This window comes from Burkholderia sp. B10 (genome assembly GCF_004368385.1).
Taxonomy (GTDB): Bacteria; Pseudomonadota; Gammaproteobacteria; order Burkholderiales; family Burkholderiaceae; genus Burkholderia; species Burkholderia vietnamiensis.
Window position 1 is genome coordinate 58582 of sequence record NZ_PQMX01000003.1, and the last position, 17060, is coordinate 75641.

14 protein-coding genes are annotated in these 17060 nt (G+C 68.8%); 13 read left to right on the plus strand and 1 reads right to left on the minus strand.

From position 1 onward, the window contains the following. Positions 1 to 3: 3 nt before the first annotated feature. From C3Y15_RS02380 to C3Y15_RS32125, 13 genes are all read left to right on the plus strand, one after another. Complete coding sequence (locus C3Y15_RS02380; protein ID WP_059494791.1) at positions 4 to 2235, plus strand: polysaccharide biosynthesis tyrosine autokinase; 2232 nt, start codon at positions 4 to 6, stop codon at positions 2233 to 2235. After that, positions 2219 to 3778, plus strand: coding sequence for an oligosaccharide flippase family protein (locus C3Y15_RS02385; protein WP_124259725.1), 1560 nt, complete (start codon positions 2219 to 2221; stop codon positions 3776 to 3778). Before C3Y15_RS02380 ends, C3Y15_RS02385 begins: the two co-directional genes overlap by 17 nt. Beyond that, positions 3775 to 4986, plus strand: a complete 1212-nt coding sequence (locus tag C3Y15_RS02390; protein WP_059494817.1) for a hypothetical protein — start codon at positions 3775 to 3777, stop codon at positions 4984 to 4986. The genes C3Y15_RS02385 and C3Y15_RS02390 overlap by 4 nt, the downstream gene beginning before the upstream one ends. Continuing rightward, a complete protein-coding gene (locus C3Y15_RS02395; protein ID WP_011879765.1) occupies positions 4983 to 5819 on the plus strand; it encodes a glycosyltransferase family A protein in 837 nt (278 codons plus the stop codon). Before C3Y15_RS02390 ends, C3Y15_RS02395 begins: the two co-directional genes overlap by 4 nt. A gap of 3 nt (positions 5820 to 5822) precedes the next feature. Next, positions 5823 to 6926, plus strand: a complete 1104-nt coding sequence (locus C3Y15_RS02400) for a glycosyltransferase family 1 protein (protein ID WP_059494795.1) — start codon at positions 5823 to 5825, stop codon at positions 6924 to 6926. Positions 6927 to 6992: 66 nt separating this feature from the next. Then, positions 6993 to 7823 (plus strand): glycosyltransferase family 2 protein, encoded by an 831-nt coding sequence (locus C3Y15_RS02405; protein ID WP_011879767.1) that lies wholly within the window; start codon positions 6993 to 6995, stop codon positions 7821 to 7823. Next, positions 7820 to 10135: a DUF4838 domain-containing protein gene (locus C3Y15_RS02410; RefSeq protein WP_059494797.1), complete on the plus strand. Its 2316-nt coding sequence runs from the start codon at positions 7820 to 7822 to the stop codon at positions 10133 to 10135. Before C3Y15_RS02405 ends, C3Y15_RS02410 begins: the two co-directional genes overlap by 4 nt. After that, positions 10132 to 12783: a polysaccharide pyruvyl transferase family protein gene (locus tag C3Y15_RS02415; protein WP_046423193.1), complete on the plus strand. Its 2652-nt coding sequence runs from the start codon at positions 10132 to 10134 to the stop codon at positions 12781 to 12783. The genes C3Y15_RS02410 and C3Y15_RS02415 overlap by 4 nt, the downstream gene beginning before the upstream one ends. A gap of 1 nt (position 12784) precedes the next feature. After that, the gene (locus C3Y15_RS02420; protein ID WP_014725579.1) at positions 12785 to 13111 is read left to right on the plus strand and encodes an H-NS histone family protein; all 327 of its coding nucleotides are present in this window, start codon (positions 12785 to 12787) and stop codon (positions 13109 to 13111) included. Between the two features lie 84 nt (positions 13112 to 13195). Then, positions 13196 to 14053, plus strand: a complete 858-nt coding sequence (locus C3Y15_RS02425; protein ID WP_059494799.1) for an IclR family transcriptional regulator — start codon at positions 13196 to 13198, stop codon at positions 14051 to 14053. A 504-nt stretch (positions 14054 to 14557) separates the two neighbouring features. Continuing rightward, entirely contained in the window at positions 14558 to 14986 is a 429-nt protein-coding gene (locus tag C3Y15_RS02430) for an antitoxin Xre/MbcA/ParS toxin-binding domain-containing protein (RefSeq protein ID WP_011879772.1), read from the plus strand. Beyond that, positions 14983 to 15456 (plus strand): RES domain-containing protein, encoded by a 474-nt coding sequence (locus C3Y15_RS02435; RefSeq protein WP_011879773.1) that lies wholly within the window; start codon positions 14983 to 14985, stop codon positions 15454 to 15456. The genes C3Y15_RS02430 and C3Y15_RS02435 overlap by 4 nt, the downstream gene beginning before the upstream one ends. Positions 15457 to 15631: 175 nt before the next feature. After that, positions 15632 to 15838, plus strand: coding sequence for a hypothetical protein (locus C3Y15_RS32125; RefSeq protein WP_224019679.1), 207 nt, complete (start codon positions 15632 to 15634; stop codon positions 15836 to 15838). A gap of 9 nt (positions 15839 to 15847) precedes the next feature. Here C3Y15_RS32125 and C3Y15_RS02445 read toward each other — a convergent pair. After that, positions 15848 to 16665 (minus strand): IS5-like element ISBvi5 family transposase gene (locus C3Y15_RS02445; RefSeq protein ID WP_124259727.1). Its coding sequence is split into 2 segments (ribosomal slippage): positions 15848 to 16317 and positions 16317 to 16665, totalling 819 coding nucleotides; the frame shifts between segments, so codons are not numbered across the junction. Positions 16666 to 17060: the final 395 nt, after the last annotated feature.

Consider the following 17060-nt stretch of genomic DNA (forward strand, 5'->3'; position numbering starts at 1 on the left):
GCCATGAACGACCTCTCCGAAGCACGGCTCTACGACGCGGCGTTGTACGACGATGCGCCGCTCTCGTCCTACGTCGACATCGTGCTGGCGCGCTGGCGCCTCGTGCTTGGCATCGCGGCCGGCGTGTTCCTGCTGGGCCTGCTGTACGCGGTGTTCGCGACGCCGGTGTATCGGGTCGACGCGACGATCCAGGTCAACGAATCGACCGCCGCCGGCAACTCGCCGTTGCACGACATCGCGGCGCTGCTCGACAACGGCAGCACGACCGCCGCCGAACTCGAGCTCGTGCGCGCGCGCATGGTGATCGACGCGGTCGTCACCAAGCAGCATCTGAACCTCGTCGCCGAGCCGCGCTATGTGCCGCTGATCGGCCGCTGGGTCGCGCGCCGCTATCGCGGCGAAGGCATCGCGCCGCCGCTGTGGGGTCTGTCGCGCTTCGCGTGGGGCGGCGAGCGGTTCGACGTCGCGACGTTCGAGACGGCCGGCGCGACGAGCCACGACGGCGTCGATGCGCTGGACGGGCTGTGGTTCACCGTGACCGCGCTGGACGGCGGCCGCTACATGCTGCGGGACGACGACGACGCCATCGTGCTGAGCGGCGCCGTCGGCGCACCGGCGCATGGCGAGTACCAGGGCAAGCCACTGACGCTGCTGGTCGCGGCGCTCGACGCGCGCCCCGGCACGACGTTCCGGCTCAAGCGCATCCCGCAGATCGAGGCCGTCGCGCAACTGCAGGACGATCTGAGCGTCGAGGAAAAGGCGAAGCAGTCGGGGATCCTGTCGGTCACGCTCGAGGGCGACGACAAGGTGCGCATCAGGGAGATCCTGAAGGCGGTGGTGGACGGCTACGTCGCGCAGAACCGCGACTACCGGAGCAAGGAGGCGGCCGCCACGCTCGAGTCGCTGAAGATCAGCATGCCGGCGGTCGAGCAGACGCTGAAGGACGCGGAGGAGCGCTACGCGAAGTTCCGCGCGCGCACGCGCACGGTCGATCTCGACGAGCAGGGCAAGCTGCTGCTCGGCCAGGAGGTCGACATCGACACGCGCATGCTCGAACTCAAGCAAAAGCGCGTCGACCTGATCGCGCGCTTCGCCGACGGTCATCCGGCCGTGCAGGCGCTCGATGCGAACCTCGCCGAACTGGCGGGCAAGGCGGCGGAACTGCGCGCGCGCGAAGCGCGGCTGCCCGATACGGAGCGCGAGGGCCTCGCGGTGTTGCGCGACGTGCGCGTGAACACCGAGCTGTACACCAACCTGCTGAACACCGCGCAGCAGCTGAACATCGCGAAGCAGAGCGAGATCGGCAACGTCCGCGCGGTCGACCAGCCGGTGCTGCCGGTGAAGCCGGTCAAGCCCAAGCGCCTGCTCGTGATCGCGCTGTCGCTGTGCGTCGGCATCGCGCTCGGCGTGGCCGCGCCGTTCGCGCAGCGCGCCGTGTGGGGCCGCGTCGAGCACTCGGAGCATCTGGAGCAGGCGCTCGGCGTGCCGGTCTATGCGGTGGTGCCGCACAGCCGCGAGCAGCGGCGCCTCGTGCGCAGCCAGCAGCGCGCGGCGCAGGGCCCGCACGTGCTCGCCTCCGAGATCCCGGAGGACGTGACCGTCGACGCGATCCGCAGCCTGCGCACGACGCTGCAGTTCACGCTGTCCGAGACGGGCCACCACGTGATCATGGTCACGAGCCCGCAGCCGAACGCCGGCAAGTCGTTCCTGTGCGCGAACCTCGCGTCGCTGTTCGCGTCGGGCGGCAAGCGCGTGCTGCTGATCGACGCGGACATTCGCCGCGGCCAGGCGCATCGGCACTTCGGCCTGCCGGCCGCGCCGGGGCTGCCCGACGTGATCGCGAGCGGCGCGCTCGAGCGCGGCGTGCAGCGCACGTCGATCGCCGGCGTCGACGTGCTGCCGCGCGGCGCGGTCGCGCGCACGTCCGAGCTGTTCAACGACGGCCGCTTCAAGGCGGTGCTCGACGCCGCGGCGCGGCGCTACGACATCGTCATCGTCGACACCGCGCCGATCCTCGCGCTGCACGACGCGGCGACCATCGGCCGCCACGGCGCGACGACGCTGCTGTGCGTGCGGCACGGCCGCAGTTCGATGCCGGAGATCCGCGAGGCGGAGCGACGCCTGCGCAACGCCGGCATCGCGATCAGCGGCGTGGTGCTGAACGACGTGCCGCGCCGGCAGGCCGTCTACGGCACGTACGGCGAACGGAATTACGCATATGAAACCGAGCACTGAGCCGGCGCTGCGCGAGTTCGCGCCGCACGCCGCGCCCGCGCACGCTCATGCGCAGGCGCAGGCGCAGGCGCACGCGTCGCCCGGCGGCGAGCGGCTCGGCGCGCGCACCGTGCGCGGCCTCGCGTGGGCGCTGGTGCAGGCCTGGGGCGGCAAGCTCGTCACGCTCGTCACGTATCTGCTGGTCGCGCGCTGGCTCGGTCCGGCCGACGTCGGCCTTGCCGCGGCGGTCACGTTGTCGCTGTCGCTGGTGCTGATGATCGCCGAGGGCGGCCTCGGCGATGCGGTGGTCCAGCGCGCGGCGCTCGCCGACGACGATCTCGAATGGCCGTTCGCGTTCTCGATCGGCATGGCCGTCGCGCTCGCGGCCGTGCTGTTCGCGCTCGCCGCGCGCGTCGAAGCATGGCTCGGCGTGCCGGGGCTCGCGCCGTATCTGCGGGTGGCCGCCGCGTTCGTGCCGATCGGCTCGGCCGGCTCGTTTCAGGAGGCGCTGTACAAGCGGCGGCTCGATTTCCGGACGCTCGCGATGCGCCAGCTCGCGTCGGTGAGCGTCGCGGGCGCGGTGGCCGTTGCGCTCGCGGTGGCCGGCGCCGGCGCGTGGAGCCTGATCGCGCAGGCGGCGACCTTCATGACGGTGTCCGCGGCGTGGCTGTGGCGCCGGCCGGTATGGCGTCCGCGCGGCCGCCGCAACGTGTCGACGTTCGCGCCGCTCGCGCGCTTCGGCGCGCATGTCGTCGCCGCGCGGCTGATCGACTGGTGGGCGACGCGCACCGTCGACCTGATCGTCGTCGCGCTGTACGGCGCGGCCGGCCTCGGCATCTATGCGATCGGCGCGCGGCTCTATCAGACGGCGCTGGAGCTGCTGTGCCGCGCGGCGACCGACGTCGCGCTCGCCGTGCTGTCGCGCGTCGCGCACGACGCCGAGCGGATGGCGGCCACCTACGTCGACGTCACGGGCCTCGCGGCGATGACGGCGGCGCCGCTGTTCGTGCTGATGGCCGTGTTGAGCCACGACATCACGATCGTGCTGTTCGGCGCGCGCTGGGCCGCCAGCGCCGCGGTCATGACGCCGCTGATGGCGCTCGGAGCGGTGCAGACCGTGCAGTTCGTCAACGGCGCGTTCCTCGCGGCGCGCGGCCGCCCGCACGTGACGATGTGGCTGACGCTCGTCAAGCTCGCGCTGGTGCTCGCGACGATGGTGGCCGTGCCGTCGCAGCGCGTCGCGCAGCTCGCATGGCTGTACGTCGGCGCGGTGCTGTGCATCACGCCGCTCAGTTACGGCGCGGTCGTCGTCGAGCTGGCCGTGGACCGCGCGCGGCTGCTGGGCCGGCTCGTGCCGCCGTATCTGATCGCCCTCGGCTGCGCGGCGATCGTACGGCAGGCGGGCGCGCATCTCGGCGGCGTGCCGGTCCTGGTCCGGTTGCCGCTGCTGATCGGCTGCTTCGCGAGCGCGTACGTCGGCGCGACGTGGATGCTGCGTCGCGACGCCGCGCGCCGCACCGTGTCGATGCTGATCGCGCTGCGCGCGGCGAGGAGCGCGACATGAGCGCCGTCGTTGGTCCGTTGTCGCATTCCGCCGCGTCGACGCCCGCGCGGCGCGCGCGCTTCGACGTCGCCGACGCCGTCCTGCTGGCGCTGCTGCTGCTGAATTCGATCCAGTTCCTGAAGATCGGCGGCGCGCAGCTCGGACAGCTGTTCGCGGTGCTGGTGCTGCCGGTGCTGCTGGTGCGTCGGCGCATTCACGTCGGCGCATGGGAAGTGTGGGCGTTCGCGCTGTTCGCGGGCGCCGCGCTGTCGACCACGTTCCTGTCCGGCTATCCGCGCTTCAAGGCCGCCGAGCAGATCGTGAAATTCATCTTCGTGATGCCGGCGTTCTATCTGATCGGCCGCTACTACGGCGCGCGCGCGTGCCGGCGGCCGCTGCCATTCGGCTATGTCGCGATCGCGGCATTCGTCGCGATCCAGTACGCGCTGCAGTACTTCGACGTGCCCGTGCTGTACGAGAAAGTCGATTTCATGCAGAACGCCGTTCACGGGTCGTTCAAGGAGCGCAACTGGTTCGCGGCGTTCTTCTTCCTGAGCGCGTACGCGTGCTTCCTGCAGTCGCCGCGCCGCGTGTCCGACGTCGCGAAGTTCGTCGCGCTCGCGCTGGTCGTGACGCTGCTGAGCGAATCGAAGACGGTGCTGATCGCGTGCGCGCTCGTGATCCTGCTGCAGGTGCGCGGCCATCTGTTCGCGAAGGTGCTGACGATGGCCGCCGGCGCGGCGTTCTATCTGTACATGTTCACGCGCGAGCTGACCGGCGACCAGCTGCAGGTGCGGCTGCAGCAGGAGCGCGGCCTTGCGTTCGTCGAGTCGGTCAAGCTCGTCGGCCGCGACTGGATCGGCCACGGCTTCGGCTTCGTCGAGCATTACTTCTCGCATTCGGCGGTCGCCGTGCGCGGGCTCGGCGAGGGCACGAGCGCGGTGTTTTGCGCGCCGCTGGACCTGCTGCTGGTCGCCGGTCCGATCGGGCTGCTCGCGTGGGCCGTGTTCTTCGGCGGCCTCGGCCAGGGGCGGCGCGCGATGCTGCTGCTCGCGCCGATCGCTGCCTGGTCGCTGATCAATCCGATGCACCAGAGCGAAACGTCGTTCCTGTTCCTCGGCTATCTCGCGTCGTTCGCCCGCGCGCCGCGCGCGGTCCGCCGGACGGTGCGCGCCGCACCGCCCGCCGCGCGGCTCCGATCCCCGTTCCCTTCCGTGCCCATCCGATGAAATTCTCCCTGATCATGGCGACGCTCGGCCGCAGCGACGAGATCGAACGCATGCTCGATTCGCTGCTGCAGCAGGCCTACGCCGACCTCGAAGTCATCGTCGTCGACCAGAACCCGGACGCGCGCGTCGCACGCATCGTCGAGCGGTATCGCGAGCGGCTGTGCATCGTCCATCTGCGTTCGGAGAAGGGCAAGTCGCGGGCGACCAACGTCGGGCTGCAGGCGGTGACGGGCGACGTGGTCGCGTTCCCCGACGACGACTGCTGGTATCGGCCCGGCACGCTCCACGCGGTCGCCGCGCTGCTGTCCGCCGACCGCATGCTCGACGGCGTGACCGGCATGAGCATCGATGCCGCGGGGCGGCCGTCGCAGGGACGGTGGGCCACCGCGGCGCAGCCCGTGAACCGCTTCAACGTGTGGGTCTGCGCGACGTCCTACACGATCTTCCTGCGCCGCTCGGCGGTGAGCGCGGCAGGGCAGTTCGACGTCGAGCTGGGCGTCGGTGCGACGAGCCGCTGGGGCGCGGGCGAGGAAGTGGATTTTCTCGTCCGTGCGTTGCGCGCCGGGTGCCGGATCGGCTACGACCCGCAGTTGCGCGTACATCATCCCGAGCCGCTCGCCGTGCTCGACGAGCACGCGTATGCGCGCGGCCGACGCTACAACCGCGGCTTCGGCCACGTGCTGCGCATCAATCGCTATCCGCTCGCTTACGTGCTGTACATGATCGCGCGGCCCGTCGCCGGTTGCGCGCTGGCGTTCGCGCGCCGCAATCCGCAGCGCGCGAAGTACTACTGGATCGCGGCGTCGCATCGGCTGCTCGGCTGGATGGATTGAGCGATGAGCACGCCCTTCTCCATTGCGACGACGGCGGCGGCCGATGCGGTTGCCGCGTGCGCGGATTGCGGCGATCACGCCGATCACGCCGCCCGCGTACCCGTTACCGTCTATACGGATACGCGCTGGCCGGCCGCCACCGGCATCCACAACGTGATGGCCGCTTACGCGGCGCGCGCGCCGTCCAACATCCGCATCGCCCCGTTGCCGGTCGGCGGCGGCGTCGCGCATCCGCTGTCGCCGCTCGCGCTGAGCCGCGCGCTGCGCAAGCTGCCGGCGCGCAATGCAGTGTTCTGGAATCCCGGCTTCGTACCGGCCGCGTGGCCGGGCCTGCCGTCGGTCGTCGTCGTGCACGATCTCACGCATCGCCACTTCTATACGCGTGCGCATCGGCTGTACTACGACACCGTGCTGCGTCCGCTGTACCGCCGCTGCTCGGCCATCGTCTGCGTGTCGGCGTTCACGCGCGACGAATTCCTCGCGTGGTCGGGCATGCCGCCCGAGCGCGTGCACGTGATCCACAACGGCGCCGACGACGCGTACACGCACAACCGCGACACGCTCGGCCATCCGTTTCCGTACGTGCTGTATCCGGGCAACCGGCGCAACTACAAGAACCTGCACCGGCTGATCGAGGCGTTCGGCGCGAGCGGGCTGGTCGCGCTCGGCGTGCGGCTGATGCTGACCGGCGCACCCGATCCGGCGCTGCTCGAGCACGCGGCGCGGCATCGCTGCGCCGACGCCCTCACGTTCGCCGGCGTCGTGCCGAACGACGCGATGCCGAAGCTGTATCGCGGTGCGTTGTTCGTCGCGTTCGTGTCGCGGTACGAGGGCTTCGGGCTGCCGATCCTCGAGGCGATGGCGTCGGACGTACCGGTGCTGACGTCGCGCGTGTCGGCGATGCCCGAGGTGGCCGGCAACGCGGCGATGCTCGTCGATCCGGCGTCGGTCGCCGACATCGCGGCCGCGATGCGGCGGCTCGGCACCGATGCCGGCTGCCGCGAGGCGCTCGTCGCACGCGGCCGCGCGCAGCTTCGCCGCTTCAACTGGGATGACTCGGCGTGCCGCTTCTGGAAACTGATCGAGCAGGTCGGCGCGTCGGGGTGACGCGTGCGGCAACGCACAGAGCCGGACCACCGGCCAGCACATTCAACCAACGCGCGGGGTATCACGATGGAAACCGAAGGAAGAATCAGCGTCATCGTCGTCAACTACGGCACGCCCGACATGACGCTGCGATGCGTGGCGTCCTTGATCGCGTTGCGCGTCGCGCATGCCGGCGACATCGTCGTCGTCGAGAACGCGTCGCCGGACGACTCGTACGCGCGCTTGCGCGGCGAACTGCCGGGCGGCGTCCGGCTGCTGCGCGCGGCGTGTAATCGCGGCTTCGGCTCCGGCGTGAACTTCGGGATGGCCGCGTGCCGGCGCGACTACGTGCTGGTCGTGAACCCCGACACGCGCTTCGACGAGAACGGGCTCGCGAAGGTGCTCGACCTGTTCGACGCGTGCCCGCAGGCCGGCCTCGTCGGGCTCGACCTGCAGTATCCCGACGGCCGCCGCCAGTATTCGGCGCGCCGCTTCTACAGCTGGCTCGACATCCTCGCGCGGCGCACCGCGCTGGGCCGCTCCGACCGCTTTCGTGCGCGCGTCGACCGGCATCTGATGATCGACGCGTGGGCGTGCGGCAATCCGTTCGATGCCGAGTGGGTGATGGGAACGGGCTTCGTGGTGCGCCGCGAACTGTTCGAATCGCTCGGCGGGATGGACGAAGCGTATTTCCTCTACATGGAGGACGTCGACCTCTGCGCGCGAACCTGGCTCGCCGGCTATCGCGTGCTCGGGATGCCGGGCGTCACGCTCGTGCACGAGCATCAGCGGCAATCGGCCGCGAGCCCCGTATCGCGCGCCGGACGGCATCATCTGCGCAGCCTGTGGCGGTTCTATCGCAAGTTCCACGTGCCGCTCGCGTTGCCGCCCGGCGTGTCGCGGATCGCGCGGCAATGACGCGCCTGCCGTTCGCCGCGATCGCGGCGTGCATCGCGCTGGCCGCGCTATGCGGCAGCGTCGCGTCGGGCAGCGCCCACGCGCAGCGCGCGCCCGCGTCGCACGTCCGGCTCGCGCAGCACGGCGTCGCGCGCTACGTCGTGCGCGCCGGCGCGGCGGATGCCGTCACGCGTCATGCGGCGGACGAGATCGCCGATTACCTGTCGCGAATCAGCGGCGCGTCGTTCGCCGTGTCGAACGATGCGCCGGGCCGCACGCCGGCCATCGTCGTCGGCGGCGAGCATGCGGCGCGCCGCTGCGGCGACGCGGCGCTCGGCAGCGACGGCTTCGTGATCTGCCGCAGCGGCAGCGATCTCGTGATCGCCGGCGACACCGTGCGCGGCACGCTGTTCGGCGCGTACTGGTGGCTCGACCGCAGACTGGGCGTGAAATGGCTCGCGCCCGATGCGACCGAAGTGCCGCGGCAGCCCGAGCTGCAGGTCGAGACCACGCCCGTGCTGCAGATCCCGCGCTTCGCGTATCGCGAGGTGCTGAGCGCCGAGGGCGAGGACAAGGCGTACCGTGCGCACAATCTGCTGAACGGCGAATCGCACGGGCCGTCGTATCGCCCGTCGCCACCCGGTATCGACATCTGGGATCACAGCTGGCTCGCGCGCGACGGCGAGGCCGATTTCTGGACGCTGGTGCCGCGCGACCGTCATGCGTCGGCTCACCCGTCGTGGTATGCCGGCGGGCAACTCGCGATGATGTCGGACGAGGTCCGCGCGACGATGACCGCGGAGATCGTCAAGCGCCTGAAGCGTCGCGCCGACCCGACGCGCATCTGGTTCGGCATCCACGCGATGGACTGGGGCTGGGACCCCGACGACGCGAGCCGTGCGTTTGCGCACGCGCGTGGCGATGCGCCGTCGGCGGCGTTCGTCGACCTGGTGCGCGACGTGTCGGAGCGCGTGCGCGCCGAGGTGCCCGGCGCGCGCTTCGCGATGCCGGCCTATCACTGGGGCTTCGCGCCGCCCGACGGCATGCTCGTCCCGGACCACGTGCGCGTGTACCCGATGACGATCCAGGTCGACTACAGCGCCGCACTGAACGACGCGCGCAACGCGCGGCTGCGCGACGGGCTCGTGCGATGGAACGAGATCGCGCAGCACGTGACCGTGTGGGACCACGTCGTGAACTTCGGCGGCTATCTGCAGCCGACGCCGAATCTTTATCCGATCGGCCGCAGCATCGCGTGGCTCGCGACGTTGCAGCACGTCGACGGCTACTTCGCGGAGGGCGACTGGCAGTCGCGCGGCGGCGAGTTCGCGAGCCTGCGCGTGTGGCTGATCGCGCGGCTGCTGTGGACGCCGACGGCCGACGCGCGCGCGCTCGTGCGCGAATACTGCGACGCGTATTACGGCGCGGCCGGCCCCGCCATCGTGCGCTACATCGACCGCATGCACGCCGCGCTGCACGCGAGCGGCGACGTGCTCGCCGAGCAGACGCCGCTCGGCATGTCGATGTACACGTACGAGTTCGTGCGCGACTCGGAACGCGATTTCGACGCGGCCGCCCGCGTGGTCGACGGCGATGCGCTGCACGGCGCGCGCGTGCGGGCCGCGCGCATGCCCGTCGATTTTGTGATCCTCGCACTGCGCGATCGTTATGCGGCGCGCGCGGCGCAGGACGGCTGGGATCTCGCACTCGGCGCGCGGCGCGCGCGCCTCGACGCGGCGATTCAGGCGGCCGGCCTGCGCCAGTACCGGCAAAGCGGCGATCTCGCCGCACTCGATGCATTGCTCGACATCGACCGCCATCCGGTCGTCGCGCCGTCGATCGCGGCCGGCGTCGCCGCCGCCGACTGGCGGGCGATCGACGTGTCGCGCGTGAATCTGTACGACAGCGCGCGGCTGGTGGCCGACGCCGCTGCGCCCGAGGGTGCGGCGATCGCGATTCGTGGCGATTCGGGCGTCTGGGCGGTCCAGCTGAAGCTCGACACGCTGCCGCGCGACGGGCGCTGGGATCTCTACGCGTCGGTGCGGCTGCCGGAACGCGGGGCGTCGGCGGCTGCCGTGCGCGTCGGCGCGTATCCGCCGATGACGCTGTACACCGACACGCCGGCCGGCATGCTCGACGACGCGCAGTTCCGCTGGCTGCCCGTTCCCGGCGGCCCATTCGTTCACGACGTCGATCACGAACGCGGCATCTACGTTCATGGCGTCGGCTTCGCGCACGGGCAGTCCGTGCGGGTCGGCGCGTTCGTCGCCATTCGTCATCGTGCGCCCGACGGCGCGCAGCCGCCGGCGCCACCCAAAGGAAGTGCTTCATGAAAGTCGCGATCGTTTCACCCGTTCCGCTGTTTCCGGTCAACGCCGGCAACCGCAGCCGCATCCTCAATCTGGCGCGCGCGGTGCGGTCGCTCGGCTGCGACGTGCACTTCGTCTATCTGGAGTCGAGGCAGACCGGCGGCATGGACCTCGACGCGCATCGCGACGAATTCGGCGCCGACCACGTGCAGGTACTGCATCGCACGGGCGTCGCGCTCGCGTGCTATCGGCTCAAGCGCGTCGCATGGCTCGTGCGCCGGCTGGCGGCGAAGGCGGTCGGCAGCCGTCACGCGTACTACACGGGGCTCGACGAACTGTTCAGCGACAGCTTCTCGTCGCAGCTGCGCGCGTTGCAGCGCCGTCATGCATTCGACGCCGTGTTCGTCGAATACGTGTTTTATTCGCGCGCGCTCGACGCGTTCCCCGACACGGTCGTGAAAGTGCTCGACACGCACGACATCTTCGCGGACCGGCACGTGCCGTTCATCGGTCGCGCGGGCGCGAAGCGCTACATGTTTTCGATTCCGCCGGAGCGCGAATGCGACGGTTTGCGTCGCGCGCACGTCGCGCTGGCGATCCAGGCCGACGAAGGCGACGCGCTGGCCGCGCGCCTGGGCAGCGATGGCGCGCCGTCGGTCGCGGTACTGAGCCACTTGCTGGCGTTCCCGCCGCAGGTGGACTGCGCGCCGCATGCCGACGCGACCTTCGTCGGCAGCGACAACCAGCCGAATCGCGACGCCATGCAGTATTTCGTCGACGAGATCCTGCCGCACGTTGTCGCGCGGCTGCCGGCGTTTCGCGTGCATCTGGCCGGCACGATCGCCGCGGCCGTGCCCGACGGCGCGCACGTCGTCAAGCGCGGCCCGGTCGCCGAGCTCGGCGATGCGTTCGCGTGCGCGCCGATCTCGATCAACCCGATGCTGCTCGGCACCGGCATCAACATCAAGCTGCTCGAAAGCATGGCGCTCGGCGTGCCGACCGTCAGCACGCAAACGGGCGCGCGCGGCCTCGGCGAGCACGCGGCGGGCGGCGTCACGATCGTGCCCGACGCGGACCCGCGCGGTTTCGCCGATGCGCTCGTCCGTCTCGCGACGGATCGCGCTCATCGCGTCGCACAGGGCGCGGCGGCGCGCGATGCCGCGCGCGCATGGCACGACGCGCAGTTGCGCGTGCTGCGCGAAACGCTCGCACATCGCGCGTGCGCGCGTGCGCTGGCACCTTCCACCATCCAGAGGAAACCGGACATGTCGAAACTGGCGGATCTGAAGCAGCGGCTGCGCGTGTGGCTGTACGTGAAGCGATTGACCGCGCAATGGCGCCGCGAGGCCGCACGCTGCGTCGCGCGCAACGACGCAGCGGCCGGTGCGCATCTGCTGATATTGCCGTGCGATCCGTGGACGCTGGTCGGCTCGAAAGGCGACGAGGCGATGCTGAGCGCGGTGGTCGAACGGTTGCGGGCGGCCAACCGCGCGTTGCAGGTCTCGGTCGTCACGGCCACGCCGCAGGCCGCGCAGGCCGCGACGCGGATGGGCTTTCATGCGGTCGACGCGTGGCGCGAGCCGTGGCGGCTCACCGACACGGTCGAACGGCTCGCGGCGCTGCGCCCGAGCGCGCTGGTCGTCATCGGCGCCGACGTGATGGACGGCTACTACTCGCCGATGACGTCGCTGCGCCTGCTCGCGACGGCCGATCTGCTGGTTCGGCGCGGCGTGCGCGGCACGATTCTCGGCTTCAGCTTCAACGCCCGGCCGTACCGGCCGTTGCGGCACGCGTTCGACCGCCTCGACGCGCGGCTGCTGGTCAACGTTCGCGACGACGTGTCGCTCGACCGATTCAGGCGTTTCAGCTCGGCGCCCGCGACGCTCGTCGCGGATTCGGCGTTCATGCTGGAGCCGGATCACGCTTCGGACAGCGTGCGGGACACCGCCGCATGGATCGACGCACGGCGCGCGGCCGGCGATGTCGTGATCGCGTTCAATCTGCATCCGATGCTGATTCGCGGCGCCAGCGACGCCGACATCGCCGCGCTGGTCGCGGCGGCGCAGCACGCGCTTCGCGCGATCGCGGCGCAACGTGGCCTCGGCATCGTGCTGCTGTCGCACGACTATCGCGGCCGCGACGGCGACGACACGTGCCTCGAGCCGCTGCATCGCGCGTTGGCCGCGGCGTTGGGCGAGCGGCTCTGCTATCCGCGCGCGCGCATGTCGGCGGCCGAGCTGAAGGCGATCGCGGGGCAGGTCGACGGCGTGGTGACGGGCCGCATGCATCTGGCGATCGCGAGCCTCGGGATGGGCGTGCCGGTCGCGGCGCTCACCTATCAGGACAAGTTCCAGGGGCTGTTCCGCCATTTCGGCTTGTCCGACGCCTTCCTGCTGAAGCCCGCCGATGCGATGCGCGCGACGCGTCTCGCGGCGGTGCTGGAGCGGTTCGTGTCGGCGCTGCCGCAACTGCGCGAGCAGGTGCGTGCCGCGCTGCCGCGCGTGAAGGACGCGTCGCTGCGCAATCTGCGCGGCGTGATCGGCGAGGTCGACGAGATCGACGCGATCGAGCCGTCGTGCGCGGCGGCCTTGCCCGTTGGTCTCCATTCCAAGCCGCGCACGAGCACCGGCGCGCTCGCCCCTCAACCTGTCGAGTTTTCCCGGAACGCGTGACATGACCCATCCGACCATACGCGAGCTGCAGCGGCAGCTCGGCCGATTGAACCTGATCGTCGAAGAGGCGCGGCAGAAGGAGAAGCAGGCGCGGCTGAACGAAATTGCGGCGCACGTGCGCGAGTTCGGCATCACCGAAATCGAACTGCTGCGTGCCGCGGGTTTCGTCAAGGCGAGGAAGCAGAAGGCGCCGGCGAAATACTACGATCCCGACACCGGCCGCGCGTGGTCGGGCAAGGGCGCGCGCCCCGGCTGGCTGGCCGGCAAGAATCTCGACGACTACCTGATCAGGACGACCCCACAGCCGTGGTGGCCGGAAACGCCTTGAGCGCGCTCCCGCTGCCGATGTCCGGGTATCGCGCGGCCGCGCGCCGTGCGAATCGAACGACCACCTTAAAGGGTAATGGCTGACATGCGCAATCCAGAGACGGACCCGAGCGATTCGGGCAATCCGGTGCGCCGGAAGAAGGTGAACTATCGCGCGCCGGCGCTCGAGAAGGGGCTCGATATCCTCGAATTGCTGATCGATCGGCAGTACGGCATGGCGCAGGCGGACATCTGCCGCGCGCTCAAGCGCAGCCGCAGCGAGCTGTACCGGATGATGCAGGTGCTCGAGGAGCGCGGCTACATCTACCGGATCGATCGCCACGACCGCTATGCGCTGACGATGAAGCTGTATTTTCTCGGCCAGCACCACGCGCCGACGCGCTCGCTCGGCGCCCTCGTCACGCCGGCAATGCAGGAGTTCACGCTGCAGACCGTGCAGTCGTGCTACCTGACGGTGTTCGACGGCGACACGATGATCGTCATTGCCGCCGCCGACGCCGAGACGGAGTGGAACATCGCGGTTCGCGTCGGCACGCGCGTGCCGTTGCAGGGCAGCGCGGCCGGCGAGATGTACGGGGCGCTGCAGGGTGATGATGCGCGGTCCCGCTTGCTGCGGGCGGGCGCGCGAGCAGTCGGCTTGCCGGGCGCGTCGGGCCACGATGAGGCGGCGGCATCGCGTTGGGCAGACGGATGCATCCGCCGCCCGAACGCGCGCATTGCGGGCGTCACGGATATCGCGACGCCGATCGTCGACAAGACCGGTGCGGCCATCGCGATCCTCGCATGTCCGTACTTGATGCATCCTGACGATGCCGGCGCCATGCCGGTCGAGCAGGTGGGCGTCGCACTGTACGAGACGGCGCGGCGGATTGCCGCGACGGTCGACCAGCGGTTCATGCAATCGGCGGTCGAGACGCCCGCGCGGCGCGCGACGTGCGCATGATGCCGGCGTGACATGCAGTGCGCCGGCGGTCGCGCGCGATCGCCGGCTTCCCGTCGTGGGCGACACGATCGTCGGCAAGCGGCCGCTCGCCACGACGGCCCGCATAAATCAGAGTTCTACGATATCTACACGCGTTCGCCGTCGATAGCATGCGGGTGTGGTGCTTCATTGGTTCGACAGAAATCGGGCGATGCGGAGATTGACGTTTCGCATAGAGGACCAAGCTGTTCATCGAATGCTCCCGATACGTCGATGGCTGAAGTCTCGCACATCTCCCGTCCGGTATTCTAGAAATCAGTATTTGACGATATGAATGATGAAATGAATATATATCAAGGGTTTATACGATTTTTTCGACCAATTTTTTGGTAAATGAGCAGCACTGATCCGTATCAACGTGGCGACCGGCGAGGGGGCGGCGCCTCCCGACGATCAAGAACATCTTGCGAAAGGTATCATTTGCGCTACAATCGGGTATCAACTGATGCCTGTTGGGGAGTCGCCATGTCACTTGTTACCCCTGAAGCCGTGGCTGCGGTCATGGAGCTGCGGCCGCTCCCGCATACGCTGGCGGAGCTGGAAGCGCTTGTGCGTGGTGGCCTGCCGAAGTCCGCGCTGCGCGCCGGCGTCGAGCACGCGACGCAAGGCGCCGACGCTCGCCGGGCACTCCTCGCCCGCATCATCCCCGAAGCGACCTACAAGCGCCGCCGCGATCGGCTAACGCAAGATGAATCGGAGAAGACGGAGCGTCTGGCCCGGATCGTCGCGACGACCACCTACGTCTGGAACGACGAAGAGGACGCGCGGGAATTCCTGTCGACGCCGCACCCTGAACTTGAAGGGCGGGCGCCGCTCGATGTCGCGCTCACCGAGCTCGGTGCGCGCCGGGTCGAAGAACTGCTCTGGAAACTGTTCTACGGGCTGCCTGCATGAAGTTGTTCCGTATCGCAGACACGCGACGCACGATCTGGAGCGGCACCGGCGCGATGCTGGTCGGTGGCCGCTTCAACAGTCCGGGCCGGCCCGTCATCTATGCGGCGTCGACTTTTGCGGGTGCGATGCTCGAGGTGCTGGTGCATGCGCGCATCGGCAAGGTGCCGAAAACACACGGATGGGTCGAAGCAAGTGTTCCCGACGACGTCAGCATCGAACGCCATACGGCCGAAACGTTGCCGGACGGATGGGACGCGGCGGCACTTCAGGCAGCACGTCAGTTTGGCGACGCATGGATGACCGAGATGCGTACCGCGCTCCTGATTGTCCCGTCGGTCGTGGTCCGTGCAGAGTTCAACGTGCTGGTGAATCCCGCGCACCCGGATGCAACGCGAATCGTTGTGACTGATCCGCAGCCCGTGGTGTGGGACGAACGCCTCTTTGTGATGCCACCGGCCGGGCAGTCTTAGATTCACGATGGCAGTCTGCTAACCTTACCTCGACGCCTTTCTCCTGGAGACAGGAACGACTACGACGTTGCCGCTGGTTTCATTCGCACTCCAACCCAGTTTGCCGCCCGAGTGGGTTCCTAAGCCGCTCGCGCAATTCGTGGCGAATTGCGTGCCGGGATTAACGAAGCGGCAGTTGCTGGCTCGCACCGCACGGCTCGGTTGGAAGCCGAGTTGGGAGCCGATCCCGAAGCTGAAGCGAGACGACATCGAGGCGTACGGCTTCGGGCTCACGATTGACGGGGTAGGCGTACCGCTCATTGCACGCATGCGCATAGCTGCGAAAGATGTGATGTCGATCAAGGTGCCGGAGCGGGATCCGCGGCAGATGAGTCTTTTCTAAGAGGCCAGTTCAAAAAGACTGCTCGATGCGCCTGAAGATGTTCCAACAGACAAGCGAGCAACCGAGTTTCAGGAATGCTTCGTGAATGTCAGGCCGCCGCTCGAAGCGAGTGCGTAGGCGACGAAAACTGTGGAGCCAGGAGTGAGTGCGTTCGACCACCCAACGATACTTGCCGAGTCCGCTGCCGTGTCGGGTCCGGCGCTTCGCGATCACTGGCTGGATACCGCGATTGCGCAGGGCTCGCCGATGCCGCTCGGAGTCGTATCTGCGATTGGCGTAGACCACGCGAGGCCGTTGAATCGGGTGGCCGCGCAGGCCGCGAATCGATGGAATCGCGTCGATCAGCGGCAGCAACTGCGTAACATCGTTGACGTTGGCGCCAGTCAGGATCGCGGCGAGAGGTGTGCGGTTGGCGTCGGTGACGATGTGGTGCTTGGAGCCGGGTCGCGCACGATCAGTGGGGTTCGGGCCAGTTTTTGGCCCGCCCCAACAGCCCGTACCGATGATGAATCGACGGCGGCACGTGAAAAATCGATCTGGCCGGCCGCCTGCAGTTTGGCGAGCAATAGTTCGTGGAGGCGATTCCACACACCGGCTTCGTGCCAGTCGCGAAGTCGGCGCCAACAGGTTGCCCCCGAACCGAAGCCGAGCTGGGTTGGCAGATGGTTCCATCGAATGCCGGTCTTGAGCACGAACAGGATGCCGTTCAATGTCGCCCGATTCGGAACCGGAAACCGTCCTGGATTCTTCGTTCGCCGCGGTTTCGGCGGCGGGAGTAATGGCTCGATGAGTATCCACAATTCGTCATCAACGATCGGCGCTTGCATCCCTCATGATCCTGTTGCTCAGATGCTTGAGGTTAACAGGTCGCCGGTGAAGTTAACAGCGCCTCGAGAGTCTTTTTGAACTGGCCTCTTAGCGGAATACTTGATTGGTCGACCGCGGCTGGATCGATTGAGCGGCGCGTGACCGTGCGCATGAATCGTTGCGCCTAGAAATGACGACAGGGCCGTGGGCGATGCCCGGCGTCGCGGGCGCGGCCAGCGAGTTCATCAACGACGGGTCCACGTCAATCGACGGGTTGGTGCTGAAGTCGGTTCATGTCCACATAACGACGCATATTCGGTTCAAATCTCCGTGCTTGTTCGATTGTAATAGCCACCGCCACCGCCACCGCCAACCAGCAAGCGGTTACCGGTTACCGCCACGCCCCAGGTACATA

Coding starts and splice junctions, on each gene's coding strand:
- C3Y15_RS02395 (WP_011879765.1), top strand. CDS start 4,983: ATGAAATTCTCCCTGATCATGGCGACGCTCGGCCGCAGCGACGAGATC.
- C3Y15_RS02435 (WP_011879773.1), top strand. CDS start 14,983: ATGAAGTTGTTCCGTATCGCAGACACGCGACGCACGATCTGGAGCGGC.
- C3Y15_RS02430 (WP_011879772.1), top strand. CDS start 14,558: ATGTCACTTGTTACCCCTGAAGCCGTGGCTGCGGTCATGGAGCTGCGG.
- C3Y15_RS02415 (WP_046423193.1), top strand. CDS start 10,132: ATGAAAGTCGCGATCGTTTCACCCGTTCCGCTGTTTCCGGTCAACGCC.
- C3Y15_RS02390 (WP_059494817.1), top strand. CDS start 3,775: ATGAGCGCCGTCGTTGGTCCGTTGTCGCATTCCGCCGCGTCGACGCCC.
- C3Y15_RS02425 (WP_059494799.1), top strand. CDS start 13,196: ATGCGCAATCCAGAGACGGACCCGAGCGATTCGGGCAATCCGGTGCGC.
- C3Y15_RS02405 (WP_011879767.1), top strand. CDS start 6,993: ATGGAAACCGAAGGAAGAATCAGCGTCATCGTCGTCAACTACGGCACG.
- C3Y15_RS02400 (WP_059494795.1), top strand. CDS start 5,823: ATGAGCACGCCCTTCTCCATTGCGACGACGGCGGCGGCCGATGCGGTT.
- C3Y15_RS02420 (WP_014725579.1), top strand. CDS start 12,785: ATGACCCATCCGACCATACGCGAGCTGCAGCGGCAGCTCGGCCGATTG.
- C3Y15_RS02380 (WP_059494791.1), top strand. CDS start 4: ATGAACGACCTCTCCGAAGCACGGCTCTACGACGCGGCGTTGTACGAC.
- C3Y15_RS02410 (WP_059494797.1), top strand. CDS start 7,820: ATGACGCGCCTGCCGTTCGCCGCGATCGCGGCGTGCATCGCGCTGGCC.
- C3Y15_RS02385 (WP_124259725.1), top strand. CDS start 2,219: ATGAAACCGAGCACTGAGCCGGCGCTGCGCGAGTTCGCGCCGCACGCC.